The following is a 16,042-nucleotide window of genomic DNA, read 5'->3' on the forward strand; positions in this document are numbered from 1 at the left end:
GATTGACCCTGCCCGGAGTCCTCTGTAGCCTCGAATTGATAATCATTTGCAACAAGGCAGGCGCTCTATGCTCGAGTCCGATGGCGAGTTCGGGGATCTTTGCCGCCTTTATTGGGGCGCCACGGGACCGTATCCGCATCTGACGCGCGCGCGGCTGCTGGAGCTCGCGGCCGAATTGGCCGGCGAAGGCGATTCGCGGTGCTGGCAGAACCTGCTGGACGAAATCGGCCGGCGATTCGGCGGGCACGAACGACGCGGTCGCTTGGTCGTCACCGACGAACTGGGCTGCGTGCATCTGCTACCGCGCCATCTGGCGCCGTCCCCAAAGAAACGCGCCGCGCACTAATTCTTCTCGTTCCTTGCCGCTTCGAGGGGTGTTCGTGACGCGTGCGGCTCCCTAGACTCCCGCGCCATGCAAGACTCGGTCGCCCGCCGCCGCCGCCGTAAGACCAAAATTGTCGCGACGCTGGGACCTGCCAGCTCGACACGCGACAAGATCGCCGCGCTGGTCGAAGCCGGCGTCGACGTCTTCCGGCTGAATTTCAGTCACGGCACCCACGAGGATCACGCCGCGCGTGTCGAATCGATTCGCTCGATCGAAGAAGAGATCGGACGGCCGATTGCGATCCTCGCCGACCTGCAAGGTCCGAAGCTGCGCATCGGGACATTCGAATCCGGCTCGGTCTCGTTGGTCGCGGGCCAGGCGTTTCGTCTGGATATGAATCCGGCACCGGGCGACGCGACGCGCGTGCACCTGCCGCACCAGGAATTGATCGACGCGATTACGCCGGGCTCGGACGTGTTGCTCGATGACGGTCGCGTGCGGTTGCGCGTGACGGCGCAGCACAAGGACGCGCTCGACACGGTTGTGGTTGCCGGCGCGCAGCTGTCGAACCGCAAGGGCGTCAACGTGCCGGAAATCGTGCTGCCGCTGTCGGCGCTGACAGAAAAAGATCGCCGCGATCTGCAGGCCGCGTTGGAATTCGGCGTCGACTGGGTGGCGCTGTCCTTCGTGCAGCGTCCCGACGACGTGGCCGAGGCGCGCCGCCTGATCGAAGGCCGCGCCGCGATTATCGTGAAGCTCGAAAAGCCGCAGGCCCTCGATCACCTCGAACAGCTGATCGAAATGTCGGACGGCGTGATGGTTGCGCGCGGCGATCTCGGCGTCGAAATGCCGGCCGAAGACGTTCCGGTGTTGCAGCGCCGGATCATCGCCGCGGTGCGCCGCGCCGGCAAACCGGTGATCGTCGCAACGCAGATGCTGGAATCGATGATCTCGGCGCCGACGCCGACGCGCGCCGAAGCAAGCGACGTCGCGACGGCGGTCTATGAAGGCACCGACGCGGTCATGCTGTCGGCCGAAACTGCATCAGGCGACTATCCGCTTGAAGCAGTCGGCATCATGGATCGCATCGCCGCACGCGTCGAAAGCGATCCGGCCTATCGTTCGATCATGGACGCCGATCATCCGGCGCCGGAAAAAACTGCAGCCGATGCGATCACGCGCGCTGCGACCGACATCGCAACCACGATCGGCGCGGCTGCAATCGCGACCTACACCACGTCGGGTTCGACGGCGCTGCGCTGCGTGCGCGAGCGGCCGAGCGTGCCGATCCTGTGTCTCACGTCAAAGCTGGCGACGGCACGACGGCTGGTTTTGTCCTACGGCGTTGAACCGATCCGCACTGCGGAAATCGACAGTTTCGCCGCCATGGTCCAAGACGCATGCCGTTGGGCAATCGGACGTGGCTACGCAAAAACCGGCGAGCGTCTGGTGATTACCGCGGGCGTTCCGTTCGGCACGCCGGGCAACACGAATATATTACGCATCGCGTGGGTGGGAGACCGCTAAATCTCTTCACACGTCCTTCACAAGAGCAGCTGACCGTGCATCATTGGATTGCTGCTCTGAGGATCGTGTGACGCAACAACTCGAAAACGCCGCCGAAGTCGTACAGCGTGTCGCCTCGATTGCGGGCGAACTTGGAATTGAAGTCGCCGATGTCGTCGGCAATGTCGAAGACGTCACCAAGCGCGTCGACGAACAAGCAGTCTCTGCACAAGAGCTGCGCCGCGTTTCTGCCGATCTTGCCGATCGCAATCGCGAAGTCGCCAAACTGGCTGCTACGGCGACGGAAACTGCCGCCGCGGCGGTGCGAACCGCAAGCGATTCACGTGAATCGATGCGCCATGCGATGGTCGATATCGGGGCGCTGGTCAGTGCGGTGCAGGCGATTGAATCGCAACTCTCGACCTTGGCAAGCTCGCTCGATCGCGTCGGAAAAGTTGCGCGCGGCATCGATGCAATTGCGCGCCAGACAAATCTGCTGGCGCTGAATGCGACCATCGAAGCGGCACGCGCTGGCGCAGCTGGTAAAGGCTTCGCCGTCGTCGCTTCCGAAGTGAAGGCGTTGGCAAAAAACACCAGCGATGCGACGGCGGAAATCGACGCGACGCTCAAAGAGCTCGCCGACAACACCAAGCGTCTGATGGCCGACGGTGCGACTGGCGTCGAAAAGGCCGCGACCGTGCGCGCGGGGACCGAGGGGTTTGGTCACGCGATCGATGCGATCGCCGACGCGCTGACCAAAGTCGACCGCGATTCGACCGTGATCGCATCGCAGGCCAACCAGATCGAAGACAATTGCGCGGCGCTGCTCGAAGGCATGACCGAGTTTACGTCCGGCTTCGAACACTCGGCCGGCGCATTGCGCGAAGCGCGCGGCCGGTTGGGCGGATTGCTGCAACGCGCCGAGTCCTTGATCGAAGCGACGGCCTTGTCGGGCGCAGAGACGATCGACACGCCGTTCGTGCGCTATGTCACTGATCTCGCAAACCAGATCTCGACGCTGTTCGATGACGCGATCGCGCGCGGCGAAATTTCGGCCGCCGATCTGTTCGACGAAACATATCAGCCCATCGCGGGTACCAACCCGCAGCAGTTGAAGACGCGCTTCACCGATTTCACCGATCGTCATCTGCCGCACGTGCAAGAGCCGGCGCTGGCGTTCGATCCGCGCGTGGTGTTTTGCGCATCGGTCGATCGCAACGGATACCTGCCGACGCACAACAAGAAATTCTCGCAACCGCACGGGACCGACCCGGCGTGGAACACCGCCAACGGCCGCAACCGCCGCATCTTCGACGATCGGGTCGGGTTGGCAGCAGGCCGGTCGACCAAGCCCTTCCTGGTGCAGAGCTACCGGCGCGACATGGGCGGCGGGCAGTTCGCGATGATGAAGGACGTCTCAGCCCCGATCCGGGTGCAGGGGCGGCATTGGGGCGGGCTGCGCCTGGCCTACCGGGTGGATCGCTAAAAGCGGGGCTGTAGAAACGCGGAACGGGCCGGCCTCGATCGAGACCGGCCCGTTTCCGGGGAAAACAAATGCGGACCCGAAGGCCCGCAGGTTCTCAGCCCTGGCGGGCCTTGAAGCGCGGGTTCTGCTTGTTGATGACGTAGACGCGGCCCTTGCGACGGACAACGCGGCAAGCCTTGTGGCGGGTCTTCAGCGTCTTCAGCGAACTAACGATCTTCACGGCACGGCTCCTTAAGAAGGCGCGGAACCTACCGACGGGTCTCCGCCGGGTCAAGCGACTTAGCCGGGCTTGAGCGCGTGGAATCGGTAGAGTTTCAGCCCTTTCATCAAGGCCTCGGCCCGTTTTCCCCACAATTTGACCTCAGACGTCACGGCGTCGCGGGTCTCGTCGTTGAGCTCGTGGCTTTCCAGGTGCTTTTGCAGGATCGACAGGGCGCTGGCGATGAAGCCGATCTGGCGGGCCGTCGAGTCTTCGGCGATGCGCACGTCCAGCTTCATCTTGGCAAAGGTCTCTTTGGCCTCGTCGATCGACCAGGGGAACGGCTCGACCGGCTCCACGTCGCTCCAGCTACGCAGGCCCGGCAGCACGTCCTGGCTGGTGACGACATAGTCGATCAGCAGCATCTGCCCGCCCGGCTTCAGCGAGTCGTTGATCTTGCGGAACAGCGCGCCTTTGTCGGCGACCGTGAACAACGTCTCCTTGGCGAAGATGACGTCGTAGCGACGGTCCATCGCAAAATTGTTGGGATCGTAGTGGCTGATCGGCGCCTGCTTCTGCAGGTTGGCCTTCTTCGAATACTCCATCCCGTATTCGGCCAGCATTGGATTGGCTTCCAGGCCAGTGATCCAAGCGCCGTACGAGCGGTGCATCGTGCGCGACAGGCCGCCCAGGCCGGCGGACATGTCCAACACGCTCATCGTGTTGTTGATGCCGAGCGGTTTGACCAGGCTTTCGGTGTATTCCTTGCCGCCCGGCGTCGTCAGGCCTTCGCCCCACATCTTTTCGGCGACCTGAATGCGGGTCGCCGTCCAGAGCGGCTTGCCGAACCGGTCCAGCGCGCCGGCCGCTTTGTTCGACGGGCTGGCAGGACCTTCCTCGATCACCCCGGCGGCCTCGGCCTCGGCCTTTTCGCGCGCCTTGAGAGCGGATAGATCGTAGCCCTCCCACCACGCTACCAACCGATTTCGCATGGTAAGGCGAAACGGCTTCGGCGCGGCCGTTTCGGACTGGTCTGGTTCGTCGGTGGGATTTGTCATGGGATTCTGCGAGCGATGCTCGCGGTGCTTCCTTAATCGCGCGTAAAAGATGTGGTCATGGCCAAGCATCGTATCGTTGAAGTCGGCGGACTCGAAATCGCAAATGACAAGAATCTGGTCCTTATCGCCGGACCGTGCGTGCTCGAAAGTCGTGCGCACGCGCTGGAAACCGCGCAGGCGGTAAAGGAAATCGCCGGCCGGGCTGGCGTGGGCCTGATCTACAAGACGTCATTCGACAAAGCGAATCGGACGTCGAATGCCAGCGCGCGCGGCATGGGCATGGCGAACGCGCTGCCCATCTTCGCGGAGATCCGCGAAACATTCGGCGTTCCGGTTCTGACCGACGTGCACGAGCCGTCGCATTGCGCTGCGGTCGCCGAAGCGGTCGATGTGCTGCAGATCCCCGCCTTCTTGTCGCGGCAAACCGACTTGCTCGTCGCCGCCGCTGAAACCGGCCGCGCGATCAACATCAAGAAGGGACAATTCCTGGCGCCGTGGGACATGGCGAACGTTGCCAAGAAATGCAGCGACGCCGGCAATGATCGTCTGCTGCTGTGCGAGCGCGGCGCATCCTTTGGCTACAACACCTTGGTTAGCGACATGCGTTCGCTGCCCATCATGGCGAAGACGGGCTATCCGATCGTCTTCGACGCAACGCATTCGGTGCAGCAGCCCGGTGGTCAAGGAACGACCAGCGGCGGTCAGCGCGAATTCGTTCCGGTTCTGGCGCGGGCCGCGATTGCGATCGGCGTCGCGGCAGTCTTCATCGAGACCCATCAGGATCCAGATCACGCACCGTCGGACGGCCCCAACATGGTGCGGTTGGATCGCTTGGAAGCGCTGCTGAAGATGCTTGTCGCATTCGACAAGCTGGCGAAAGCAAATCCGGTCAGCCTCGACAGCTGATCAGTTCAGGCGAAACGAAACCGGCAACAGTAGGTCGAACGGACCGGCGCCAAGCATAGCGGGCGCTGCCGGCAGCGGTTGTGCGCGCGCTGCAAGCGTCGACGCTTCTTCGTCCAGCATCTCGCTGCCGGCGCTGCGTTCGAGTTGCGCCGACAGAACATTGCCGTTGCGATCGACGCGCACGCGCACGATCGCAACACCCTGCAGACCGCGCGACTTGGCAGCGCGCGGATAGCGTTTGCTGTGTTCGAGTTGCGCGGCGATCGATGCAATCCACGCTTCGCGTTCGCTAGCGGCTGCGGGTGCAGACGGCGCTGCGGCCGGCGTTGGCGTTGCAGCTGATTCCGTGCGCGGCGCAGATGGCATTGCGGTGCGTGCAAGCGGGCTTGGCCATGGCGACAGGACCGGCGCTGGCATCGGCAATTGCGGTGCGGTTTCGGTGATTTGGGTCAAGGTCGGCACGCGCGGCGGCAGCGCTTTAGGCTGCGGCGGCGCCATCAATTCGACCGCAAGCGTGTCGACCGGAATTTCCGTTGCCTGTTTGGGCTGCAGGAAAAACAGCGCGGCGACGCCGACATGCGCGACGAGCGCGATCAAATACGCCGTGTGCCGGTTGGCGCGCGCCGGCGGCGGCGTAACGACTATCGAATTCTGCACCAGCCGCAAGGCCGGTCGCGCCGCCGCCGGCGCCGGCGGCAGAATTGCGACGGGCTGCAGCTTGCGCGCCGGCATGGTCATGACGAGGTCGCCAATGCGGCGCGGACGCGTTCGTCCGTGGCGCGACGCGCGCGCCGACGCAACAGCCACATCGAGATGCCGGTGATCGCGAAGAGCGGCGGCAGCAAGCCCGAGATGAAGACCGCAGCCTGCCAGATCGGTCCCAAACCACGGCCGGCATGAATCGCGCGTTGCCACGCTTGGACGATGCGGCCGGTCGATTGCTGGTTGGGGTCGCGCACATCCAGAACGCGCGCGGTGAAGGGATCGACGAAGACGCTGATGGTCGGTGCGCCTTCTTTGTCGCCGGCGCGCGCAAGTTGCACGCGAACCGGCTGATCGCGGCGCGCAGCGGGACCGACCAGACGAATAATATCGCTGCCGACAACCGCGCGCGCAGCCTCGATGCTGGCGTCGAGCGGCAACATCGTCGCGTCACGCGCCGCTTCGACTTTCGGTGGCGGTGCGTTTGTCGGCGCACCGCCAAACACGGTGCCCAGCGTTTCCGGGAACACGATGTAGGTGCCGCTGAAGCTGACGATGATGAAGACGAGCAGGCTCCAGATGCCGACGGCGCCGTGCAGTTCGCGATGCAGACGCTGGCCGCGCGCTTTGCTCGACACTTTGAATGCAGCGGCCCAGCGACCCGGACGCGGCCACCACATCACGACGCCCGACACACCGAGAAACAACATCGCCACGCCGAACCAGCCGACGATTTCACGGCCGGTGCGGTCGCGCATGCCCAGGCTGCCGTGCATCACATGCACGGTGCGCATCCAACCTGCGCCGGTGTTCTGCATGCCAAGCACGGTCGCGTTGGTCGGATCGACGAAGATGACGGCGCCGACCGGCGGACCACCGCGACCCACCTGACCGAAGCGCACGCGCGCGACGTCGCCCGGCACTTGCGGCGGCGTATAGGCGACCGGGATCAGGCTGGCGTCGGTGTTGGCTGTTTTGGCGGCTGCGATCTGCGCTTCAACCGGCACGAACGCGACGTTGCTGCGCGCGATCTGCGGTGGCGAGTCGCCGAACAGCGCTTCGATATCGTGGTCGTACACGAGCAGGGCGCCGGTGATGCCCAGCAGCACCAAGGGCAGGCAGAGCGCGATCCCGGTCCAAAGATGGATTGTCGCCAGGAGCGGCCGGACACGGATTTTCACAGCAGGACCTCGAACAGGCGCGAATGCGAACCGTTCTTACCAGCCGTTACGCTAGATGCAAGTGATTATCGTCTGCGCCGTATGGGCAGACCCACGGACTACATCACGCCGGCGCGCAGCAGGTCGTGGATATGCAGGATTCCGACAGGCACGCCCTGCTCGACCACGAACAGGCTGGTGATCGGCCTGCGGTCGCCGGGCGCCATCAGGCCCAGCGCTTCCGACGCGAGATGGTCGGGGCCGATCGTGCGCGGCGCCGCGGTCATCACGTCTTGTACGCGCTCGGTGGTGAGCGACGGGCTCATATGCCGGCGCAAATCGCCGTCGGTCACGATGCCGATCAAACGTTTCGACGGATCGGTGACGCCGACACAGCCAAAGCCGCTGCGCGTCATCGTCACGATTGCTTCCGACATTTTCGTATCGGGCGTTGTGAGCGGCAATTCATCGGGCCCGTGCATCAAATCGCGCACGCGCACCAGCACCCGGCCGAGCTTGCCGCCGGGATGGAAGGTGTGAAATTCCGCTTCGGTAAAGCCGCGTTTTTCCAACAGCGCCGTGGCCAACGCGTCGCCCAGCGCAAGCATCATTGTCGTTGATGTCGTTGGCGCCAGCCCCATCGGACAGGCTTCCGGCGCGTCCGGCAGCAACAGCGCAATTTCCGCCGCTGCGGCGAGCGAAGATTCACCGCGCCCGGTAATTGCGACCAACGGAATGGCAAATCGTTTGGCGTAATCGACGATCGAAACCAGCTCGCTGGTTTCGCCCGAGTTGGACAAAGCCAGCACCGCATCGTCGCGCGTGATCATGCCCAGGTCGCCATGGCTTGCTTCGCCCGGGTGAACGAACATCGACGGCGTGCCGGTCGATGCGAAGGTCGCGGCGATCTTGCGGGCGATATGGCCCGACTTGCCCATGCCGCTGACAACGACGCGGCCCTTCAACGCGAAGAAGCGATCGACCGCGGCGACGAAGCGATCGTCGAGCGTGTCGGCCAACAGGCGCAGTGCATCGGACTCGGTGGCGAGCGTGCGGCGGGCGACGGCGAGCGGATCCATGGTGGCGCGTTCTACGCGCCGAACCCCTACTTTGGTAAGAGCCGCACTTTCATGGGGCCAGGACATTGATCGTAGGGGCCGGTTCGAGTCGAATGGCGGCCTTGTCGGTCTCGGGAGTTTTCCATGCGCGTCGTCTTGCTCGGTCTCGTCCTTCTCCTGGCGGCCTGCGCCGATCGAGCCGCCCCGCGTTCGGCGGCCGGCCCGCTGGTTCCGACCTATTCCGTCTTCTTCGAACCCGACCAAACGACCCTCTCCAAAGAGGCCAAGGCGGTGGTGGCTGATGTCGCCGCCAAGATCAAAGCGACCGGCCCCTCGACGATCCTGGTCGAAGGCTTCGCCTCGAAGCCCGGTGTCACAGCCAAGAACCAGCAGATCAGCCGGCAGCGGGTCGACGCGGTGGTGAAGGCGCTGGCGGACGCGGGCGTCTCGCCTGCCGACATGCTGAAAGTTGCAAAAGGCGAAAAAACCGCGGGCCTGGACCCGACCGGGACGACCGGCGACCGCCGGGTCGAGATAACTTTGCAATCTGCACGCTGACCATGCGGCCCCTGCTTCTGGCGTTGGCGGTGCTTTTGGCCGCCGCGCCGGCGCGCGCCGAGCGCATCGTTTTCGCAATGGATTGGAAGGCGCAGCCCGAACAAGGCGGCTTCTTTCAAGCGCTCGCCGCGGGTCTCTACAAAGCACGCGGACTCGACGTTGAAATTCGCAGCGGCGGTCCTGGACTCGACAATCAACAATTGATGGCTGCGGGCGCCGTCGACATGGCGCTTGGTTCGAACGTGTTCTTTGCGTTCAACCTCGTCAAAGCCGGCGCGCCTATCGTCGCCGTCATGGCGAGTCTGCAAAAAGATCCGCAAGTGTTGATGGCGCATCCCGACGATGCAGCGCAGACGCTCGCTGATTTGAAAGACCGTCCGATCCTGCTGTCCGACAGTTCGATCAACACGATGTTCGTCTGGTTGAAGTCGACCTACGGCTTCAACGACAAACAGATCCGCAAATATACCGGCAATCCGGCGCCGTTCCTTGTCGACCCGCGCGGCATCCAGCAAGGCTACGTATCGAGCGAGCCGTTCCAGATTCAGCGCGTTGCCGGCTGGACGCCGAAAACATGGCTGCTCGCGGACCACGGCTATCAAGGCTACGCAGCCTTGGTGCTGGTGCGCCGCGACTGGATCGAAACAAAACGCAATGTGGTTCAGGCTTTCGTCGATGCGACGATCGAAGGCTGGAAACAATATCTCGCCAGTGACGAGACACCTGGCGACGCGATGATCCGCACGCGCAATCCCGACATCAGCAACGAGCTGATTGTCTTCGCCAAGCAGAAGATGCGCGAGCATCAGATCGTCGGCAGCGGTGCAACGGTCGGCACCATGACCGAAGCGCGTTGGCAAGCGATGTTCGACGTTGCGGCGGGGCAGGGCGTCTATGCGCGCGACCTCGACTGGAAGCGCGCCTTCACGCTCGAGTTCTTGCCGCACTGACATGCTGTCGCTGCGCGACGTTGCTCTGACCTATCGCAATGGCGTGCGCGCGCTTGATGGCGTTTCGCTCGATGTTGCCGACGGTGCGTTCGTTGCCCTGCTTGGACCGTCGGGCTGCGGCAAGAGCACGTTGTTGCGCCTGATCGCGGGCCTGGAAAAGCCGTCGCGCGGATCTGTGTCCGGTGCGGAAAACACCAGTGTTGGCTTTGTTTTCCAAGATCCGACGTTGATGCCGTGGGCTGACGCGCTGACCAATGCGCGTCTAGCACTCGATCTTGCACATATGCCGCGACTGGAAGCCGACGCGCGTGCCCGCGACGCGTTGCATGCGGTTGGTCTGCGCGGGTTCGAGACCGCATTGCCGGCGGAATTGTCGGGCGGCATGCGCATGCGGGTTTCGCTGGCGCGCGCGCTGGCGCCGGAACCGCGCTTACTGTTGCTGGACGAGCCATTTGCCGCACTGGACGAGATCACGCGCTTCAAACTCAACGACGATCTGCGCACGATCTGGATGCAGCGGAAATGCACGGTGCTGTTCGTCACGCACAGCGTGTTCGAAAGCGCTTATCTGGCGACGCGCGTTGCGGTGATGACGGCGCGTCCAGGCCGCATCGCATCGCAGCGCGACGTCGATCTGCCTGCGTCGCGCAGCGTCGCGACCCGCACGGAACCAGCCTATGCCGCGCTAGCGCGCGCCTTGTCGGGTGATCTCGAACAAGCGACTGCGCAATGAGCCGCGTCGAGATAATCGTATGGCCGTGTCTGGTCGGCGTTCTGTTGCTGGCGCTGTGGGAAATCGCGGTGCGCATGTTGGACGTACCGTCGTTCGTTTTGCCGCCGCCGAGTGCGATCGCAGTGGCGTTGGTGAAGGACGGGCCCAGCCTGCTCTTGTCACTGATTGAAACATTGAAGCTGACGATCGCCGCGTTTGCGGCCAGCTGCGTCAGCGGTTTGCTGTTGGCGATTCTGTTCACGCGCGATCGTCGCATCGAAGCCGCGCTGCGGCCGTGGGCTGTCGTGTTGCAAGTCACGCCCATTGTCGCGATTGCGCCGATGGTCGTGATTTGGGTCGGGATCGATCACGTCGAGCGTGCTGTGTTCGTGCTCGCGACGATCGTTGGCTTTTTTCCAATCCTTGCGAATGCGAGTTTCGGTTTGCGGGACGTCGATCCAGGCCTGTCAGATTTGTTTCGCCTGTACCGCGCGAATCGTTGGCAGCGACTGTTTCGACTCGAGTTGCCGGCGGCATTGCCGGCGATTCTCGCCGGCGCGCGGATCAGCGCCGGCCTGGCGCTGATCGGAACGGTCGTCGCCGAATTTTCCGCCGGATCGGGCGAAGCAACCGGACTCGCGTGGCGCATCGCGGAAAGTGGCGCACGTCTTGAAATCGCGAGGTTGTTCGCTGCGCTACTGCTGCTCGCCTTCGCCGGGATTGGATTGAACTTTTTGCTCGCCTGGGTGGAGAAGTATGTACGCTCGCAGCGTCATCTGGACGCTCGTTCCGGCTGAGACCTATAAGCGGTACGAGCAGAGAGGGGCGCGTCGCAAAAAGCAGCGACGCGAGTAAGGAGTGAGATGTCGCTGAAGAGCATCACGGACGTGATGGCGCGCGAATACCGCATCCCCGCGTCGCGCATGTATCAGATGATCCAGTTCTACCATCAGCTCCTGGCGGAAGACCTGAAGATCGACGGCAAGGTTCGCCTGCCGCATCTTGGCGTTTTGAAGACGAAAGAGCGCAAGGCGCGTGAGGGGACGAACCCCGCGACCGGCAAGAAGGTCTACATCAAAGAGCGCAAAGCCGTCGGCTTCCGCCCCGCGAAAGACCTGCTCCGCTTCATCAACGACCTGGAAAAAGAAGAGAAGGAATGAGGCTTTTCGGGCTGCAAATCGGCCCGAAACGTCGCGTTTCGCGAAACGCCTCCGGGTGAACTGGACGCAGGCTGCGAAATCTCGAGCCGCGTTCGATGCTAGTATATAACGGCGAGTTGGAAACAAGCCCGTAATTCTGGACGTTTTTCCGGGGACGCGGGGCTACATGCGGACTCGGCCAAAGATTGTTTTTTGGCCTGTGCCTTGCACTTCTCCGCATCAAAGGCATTGAGAACAAAGGGCAATCCATGGCCAACCGGGTCAAGACCTACACCGTGAACTTCACCGTCGCCGGCCGGAAGAGCACGCGGGTGAAGAAGATCCTGGCGGATCTCGGCGCCGAACAGATCAAGGTCCAGGCTCGCCCGTTCGGCCATATCGCGCTGGCGCGCGAATCCGAAGATCCCAAGACTCGTGCTGTGCTGCTGCAGGAAGCGGCGTCGGGTGAATTGTCGCTGCTCGAAGCGCGCGTCCTCGGCCTGCTTGCGTCGACCGACACCGCCAGCTTCCACACGCTGCAGAAAGTTGTCGGCTCGGCGGTCGAGGTTGGCGCAGCGCTGAAGCGTCTCGCCGGCTTGGGACTCGTCGAACGCGTGAAGCTCGGCGTGTATCGCCGCGTGCATGTCGACACGCTGGTCGACGAGATCGGTGGCCGCAACGCGAAGAAGCTGCGCGAAAGCGTTGCGCGTTCGGTCGGTCAGACCGAAGAAAAAGCGCGTGAGGTTTGGGAAAAACTGTCGCCGCGCGATGCGCGCCTGCTGTCGTCGATTCCGCCGAAAGGCCCGTGTTTCGCGACGGATGCGTGCGCGCTGGCCGGCATCAAAGCATCGCGTTCGAGCTTCATCGAGCGGCTGAAGCTCAAGGGCCTCATTCGCGCGTTCGGCCCGCCGCGCACGCAACATATCGAACTGACCGACGCGGGCGCCAAACACCCGCAATATGAAGCGCGCGCCAAGAAGGCGCCGGTCGATTTCGGCATCGATCGTCATCCGCAATTGGCGCTCGATGCCTTGATGATCATGGCGGGCCTGCAAGAGGCAGTCGCAGTCGAGGTCAACGCCGTCTACAAGCGCCTGCGCCCGGAAGATCGCGGCGGTGCCGTGAAAATGGCTTATCTCGAAAAACAGGGCTGGGTGCGGCAGGTGAAGCAGCCCGGCAGCGCCCGGCCGATTTATCAGCTGACCAAGGTCGGTGCCGAGTTCGCGTCGCGCACCGAAACCGATCTTCCCAGCGCCTACGGCATTCGCCGCCTGTTACAGCAGGCGTTGGATATCGGCGCGACGGCTGGGCCACGAGCCTCGGCGGGCGTTCCCGCAACCATCTAAAATCACGGCGGACTTACGCTTTATTCACGGGCATGGCTGCACAACAGCGCCATGCCCGTTTTTGCTACCCAGAACGAACCGCGCCAAAGCGCGATCGACGCCGCGAGCCTCACGGGCCCATTCCGCGATTTCTACGATTACTGGCGCTCCAAGCGCGCCGACCGACCGGTGCCGCTGCGTGCCGACCTTGCCGTGCTGGCCGACCTGCCACGCCTGGCGCCGCAGATGGTCGTGGTCGAGGCACTCTCGGATGGCGGCTTCCGGTTTCGGCTTGTCGGTTCGGCGCTGGTGAAGACGATGCGCCGCGATCTGACCAACCGTCGGATCGACGCCAGCGTGTATGGCGACGGCGCTGCTGGGATCGTCGCAGCGCTGCGCTCGGTGATCAGCAGCGGCACGCCGTGGGTCAACCGTCACAAGGTCGGTTGGGACGGTGCTGCGGCCAGCGCCGCCGAAATGCTGATCTGCCCGGTTTCGACCGATGGCAGGGCGATCGACCAGGTGGTCGGTTTGACCCGGTTCAGCCCGGCCGCGGGCATGGGCGCACGCCGCACTGCCGGTGTCGGCCTCGAAGAGTCGCTCCAGGTCCGCGACTGACCGCCGCGGCGATACACGCCGCTACCTTTCCAGGTTTGGTATCTGACCGCGGCGTCGCATAGCATCCGCGCCCTTCGCGATGGACGATTCTCATTTCACCCTCGCTCACCCCGAACCGCTCGAAGATGCGGGTTCGGCAGCGATTCCAATCCAGACAGCTGTCCGCGAGCTTCCGCCGCCGACGCTGCGCGAAAAGCTGCGCTTTTGGCTCATCCTAATCGTCCTGATCCTGCTTGAAGTGACGGGCGTCGGACTGCGCTACCTGCTGCACGAACCCGAACCGCTGCCGGAAGACCCGGTGCAGGTGACGTTGGTGCCGCCCGAGCAGGTTCCGCCGCCGCCGCCGCCGCCGCCACCGCCGCCTCCGCCAGCGAAGAAGGAAAAGCAGAAAGAGCCGCTGCCGCCGCTTGAGCAGCTGCAATCGATGCAGCCGCGTTTCGAGCCGCTGCCCGAACCGCCGGCGCTGAAGCAGAAAGAAAGCCCGTCCAAGCTTGCGGTCGCGAAGGACAAGAAGCCGGAAGACAAACCGACTGCGCGCGTCGGTGTGTCGGCGCCCGGACTTGGCGCCGGGTTTTTCGACAAGTGGTTTTACGACGCCGCGAAAGCCGTCGAGGCGGCGTATCGCGCGCCGCCGAGCGAAGCGCTACTGCGCGAGCGCACCAACGTCATTCTCGAATTCACCTTCGCGAATGGCGTGAAGAATTCGATCGAAGTGCTGAAGTCGAGTGGTGATGCCGCCATCGATGCGGCCTGCGTGGCGGCAATTCGCGAAGCGCGCCTGCCGCCGACGCCGACCAGCTTCATCAACCGGCCGATTCCAATTCGCGTAACGATGCCGGTGCCGCACCAATTCTGATCGTCGATCGGCGCGTGCAGCGAATGAGGATGTCTTCTGGCGATCGCGCCGGCCAGCGCCGTTACGGCGCCGCGCGAGAGATCGGCTGGTAGCACCGGAGGGATTTGAACCCCCGACCAAGGGATTATGATTCCCCTGCTCTACCACTGAGCTACGGTGCCGTACCCAGCCGAGGGCGGGAGAGATAGGTGCAGCGTTGGCCCCGAGTCAACCAGTGACTCGGGCGGTGACGCGGGCCCACAACGCAGGCCGCCAGCGCCCGCCAGCTTCGCTGGCTACTCTTATGTTTGCGCGTTTTCCAGCCGCGAAACGGTCGCCACTTCGCGGGAAAACGCGCTGCGCCGCGTCGTTTCGATCCAGCCGCCGCCCAATACGCGATCGCCGTCATAGACGACACAAGCCTGGCCGGGGGCTACGCCCTCGACCGGCATCGCCAGTTCGATTTCCGCGTTGCCGGTCAGCAGATCGGCCGCACGTACGCGCGCCGCCGTCGGCGGCTGCGCCGAGCGCAGCTTCACTTCGACGTCGCGCGCCGCATCCGGCACGGCGAGCCAGTTGGTTTCGCGCATCAGCACCTGGTCGCGCCCCAGCGCTGCGCGCGGACCGACGACGACGCGCTGTGCCGCAGCGTCAAGCGCGACGACATAGAGCGGCTCGTCGCCCGCGATCTTCAATCCGCGTCGCTGTCCGACGGTGAAACCGATCACGCCGTCATGCGTGCCGAGCGCGCGCCCATCGACATGCACGATCTCGCCCGGCTTGGCTGCTTCGGGTCGCAGTTTTTTCACCAGCTCGGCATAGCGGCCGTCAGGGACGAAACAGATGTCCTGGCTGTCGGGTTTGCCCGCGACCGACAGGCCGAACGCAGCAGCCGCTTCGCGCACTTTGTCTTTCGGCCAGTCGCCCAATGGAAAGCGCAGAAAGTCGAGCTGCGCCTTGGTTGTCGCGAACAGGAAATAGCTTTGATCGCGCGCGACTTCACGGCCGCGACGCAACGCGACGCCGTCGCTTTCGATCGTGCGACGCGCATAGTGTCCCGTCGCCAGCGCAGCCGCGCCAAGATCGCGCGCAGAGTCGAGCAGGTCGGCAAACTTGACGCGCTGGTTGCAGCGTACGCACGGAATCGGCGTACGGCCGGCCGCATATTCGTTGACGAAATCGTCGATCACATTGGCGCGAAACTGGCTTGCCCAATCGAGCACGTAATGCGCGATGCCAAGCTTGTCCGCGACCGCGCGCGCATCGCGCGCATCATCGCCGCCGCAGCACGCGCCGGCGCGCTTGGGCGCACCGTTATCGTCATAGAGGCGCAGCGTGACGCCGATCGTCTCGTAGCCCGCCTGCTGCACCAGAGCAGCAGTGACCGACGAATCGACGCCGCCAGACATGGCAACGACGACCCGGGCCCCTTTGGGCAGGTCGAGATCGATGGGCGGGAAATCGGTCATAACGGCTGCGAGATGGGCCTTCAGCCCATCAAAGTC

Annotated in this window: 18 protein-coding genes and 1 tRNA gene; 12 read left to right on the plus strand and 7 right to left on the minus strand. The window is 63.8% G+C overall.

Features of this window, described 5'->3' with window-relative positions; all coding sequences use genetic code 11:
- Positions 1-67: 67 nt before the first annotated feature.
- The 3 genes from TMPK1_RS16845 (at position 68) to TMPK1_RS16855 (ending at position 3,317) form a co-directional block, all read left to right on the plus strand.
- Positions 68-346 (plus strand): hypothetical protein, encoded by a 279-nt coding sequence (locus tag TMPK1_RS16845; RefSeq protein ID WP_420244449.1) that lies wholly within the window; start codon positions 68-70, stop codon positions 344-346.
- A gap of 66 nt (positions 347-412) precedes the next feature.
- Positions 413-1,852: a pyruvate kinase gene (gene pyk / locus TMPK1_RS16850; RefSeq protein ID WP_420244450.1), complete on the plus strand. Its 1,440-nt coding sequence runs from the start codon at positions 413-415 to the stop codon at positions 1,850-1,852.
- A 67-nt stretch (positions 1,853-1,919) separates the two neighbouring features.
- The gene (locus TMPK1_RS16855) at positions 1,920-3,317 is read left to right on the plus strand and encodes a methyl-accepting chemotaxis protein (protein ID WP_420244451.1); all 1,398 of its coding nucleotides are present in this window, start codon (positions 1,920-1,922) and stop codon (positions 3,315-3,317) included.
- A 94-nt stretch (positions 3,318-3,411) separates the two neighbouring features.
- Here the strand turns inward: TMPK1_RS16855 and ykgO are convergent, their stop codons facing one another.
- Both ykgO and TMPK1_RS16865 read right to left on the minus strand, forming a co-directional pair.
- Complete coding sequence (gene ykgO, locus TMPK1_RS16860) at positions 3,412-3,537, minus strand: type B 50S ribosomal protein L36 (RefSeq protein ID WP_420244452.1); 126 nt, start codon at positions 3,535-3,537, stop codon at positions 3,412-3,414.
- 59 nt (positions 3,538-3,596) lie between these two features.
- On the minus strand, positions 3,597-4,733 hold the full coding sequence (locus TMPK1_RS16865; protein ID WP_420244454.1) for a methyltransferase domain-containing protein: 1,137 nt from the start codon (positions 4,731-4,733) through the stop codon (positions 3,597-3,599).
- Between TMPK1_RS16865 and kdsA the strand changes: the two genes are divergently transcribed.
- Positions 4,632-5,480, plus strand: coding sequence for a 3-deoxy-8-phosphooctulonate synthase (gene kdsA / locus TMPK1_RS16870; RefSeq protein WP_420244455.1), 849 nt, complete (start codon positions 4,632-4,634; stop codon positions 5,478-5,480). The two genes, TMPK1_RS16865 and kdsA, sit on opposite strands and share 102 nt — an antisense overlap.
- Here the strand turns inward: kdsA and TMPK1_RS16875 are convergent, their stop codons facing one another.
- The 3 genes from TMPK1_RS16875 to TMPK1_RS16885 form a co-directional block, all read right to left on the minus strand.
- Entirely contained in the window at positions 5,481-6,218 is a 738-nt protein-coding gene (locus TMPK1_RS16875; RefSeq protein ID WP_420244456.1) for an energy transducer TonB, read from the minus strand.
- Entirely contained in the window at positions 6,215-7,363 is a 1,149-nt protein-coding gene (locus TMPK1_RS16880) for a PepSY-associated TM helix domain-containing protein (protein WP_420244458.1), read from the minus strand. The genes TMPK1_RS16875 and TMPK1_RS16880 overlap by 4 nt, the downstream gene beginning before the upstream one ends.
- A 98-nt stretch (positions 7,364-7,461) precedes the next feature.
- On the minus strand, positions 7,462-8,421 hold the full coding sequence (locus TMPK1_RS16885; RefSeq protein ID WP_420244459.1) for a KpsF/GutQ family sugar-phosphate isomerase: 960 nt from the start codon (positions 8,419-8,421) through the stop codon (positions 7,462-7,464).
- A gap of 123 nt (positions 8,422-8,544) precedes the next feature.
- On the opposite strand from TMPK1_RS16885, the gene TMPK1_RS16890 reads away from it, so the two are divergent.
- The 8 genes from TMPK1_RS16890 to TMPK1_RS16925 all read left to right on the plus strand — a co-directional run bounded on the left by TMPK1_RS16890 (position 8,545) and on the right by TMPK1_RS16925 (position 14,558).
- A complete protein-coding gene (locus tag TMPK1_RS16890) occupies positions 8,545-8,958 on the plus strand; it encodes an OmpA family protein (RefSeq protein WP_420244460.1) in 414 nt (137 codons plus the stop codon).
- A gap of 2 nt (positions 8,959-8,960) precedes the next feature.
- Positions 8,961-9,908, plus strand: coding sequence for an ABC transporter substrate-binding protein (locus TMPK1_RS16895; RefSeq protein WP_420244461.1), 948 nt, complete (start codon positions 8,961-8,963; stop codon positions 9,906-9,908).
- A gap of 1 nt (position 9,909) precedes the next feature.
- Complete coding sequence (locus TMPK1_RS16900; protein WP_420244462.1) at positions 9,910-10,641, plus strand: ABC transporter ATP-binding protein; 732 nt, start codon at positions 9,910-9,912, stop codon at positions 10,639-10,641.
- Positions 10,638-11,417: an ABC transporter permease gene (locus TMPK1_RS16905; RefSeq protein WP_420244463.1), complete on the plus strand. Its 780-nt coding sequence runs from the start codon at positions 10,638-10,640 to the stop codon at positions 11,415-11,417. The genes TMPK1_RS16900 and TMPK1_RS16905 overlap by 4 nt, the downstream gene beginning before the upstream one ends.
- A 66-nt stretch (positions 11,418-11,483) precedes the next feature.
- A complete protein-coding gene (locus tag TMPK1_RS16910) occupies positions 11,484-11,780 on the plus strand; it encodes an HU family DNA-binding protein (protein WP_420244464.1) in 297 nt (98 codons plus the stop codon).
- A gap of 248 nt (positions 11,781-12,028) precedes the next feature.
- Positions 12,029-13,105, plus strand: coding sequence for a hypothetical protein (locus TMPK1_RS16915; RefSeq protein WP_420244465.1), 1,077 nt, complete (start codon positions 12,029-12,031; stop codon positions 13,103-13,105).
- A 51-nt stretch (positions 13,106-13,156) separates the two neighbouring features.
- Positions 13,157-13,702 carry a PAS domain-containing protein gene (locus TMPK1_RS16920; protein ID WP_420244467.1) on the plus strand — a complete coding sequence of 182 codons (546 nt, stop codon included), beginning with the start codon at positions 13,157-13,159 and terminating at the stop codon, positions 13,700-13,702.
- Between the two features lie 79 nt (positions 13,703-13,781).
- Complete coding sequence (locus TMPK1_RS16925) at positions 13,782-14,558, plus strand: TonB family protein (RefSeq protein WP_420244469.1); 777 nt, start codon at positions 13,782-13,784, stop codon at positions 14,556-14,558.
- A gap of 86 nt (positions 14,559-14,644) precedes the next feature.
- Here TMPK1_RS16925 and TMPK1_RS16930 read toward each other — a convergent pair.
- Together TMPK1_RS16930 and mnmA are read right to left on the minus strand one after the other, a co-directional pair.
- Positions 14,645-14,719, minus strand: a tRNA-Met gene (locus tag TMPK1_RS16930).
- Between the two features lie 120 nt (positions 14,720-14,839).
- The gene (gene mnmA / locus TMPK1_RS16935; RefSeq protein WP_420244471.1) at positions 14,840-16,006 is read right to left on the minus strand and encodes a tRNA 2-thiouridine(34) synthase MnmA; all 1,167 of its coding nucleotides are present in this window, start codon (positions 16,004-16,006) and stop codon (positions 14,840-14,842) included.
- Between the last annotated feature and the right edge of the window lie 36 nt (positions 16,007-16,042).

It is taken from the genome of Roseiterribacter gracilis (assembly GCA_018332375.1).
GTDB classification, from domain to species: Bacteria; Pseudomonadota; Alphaproteobacteria; order BOG-932; family Roseiterribacteraceae; genus Roseiterribacter; species Roseiterribacter gracilis.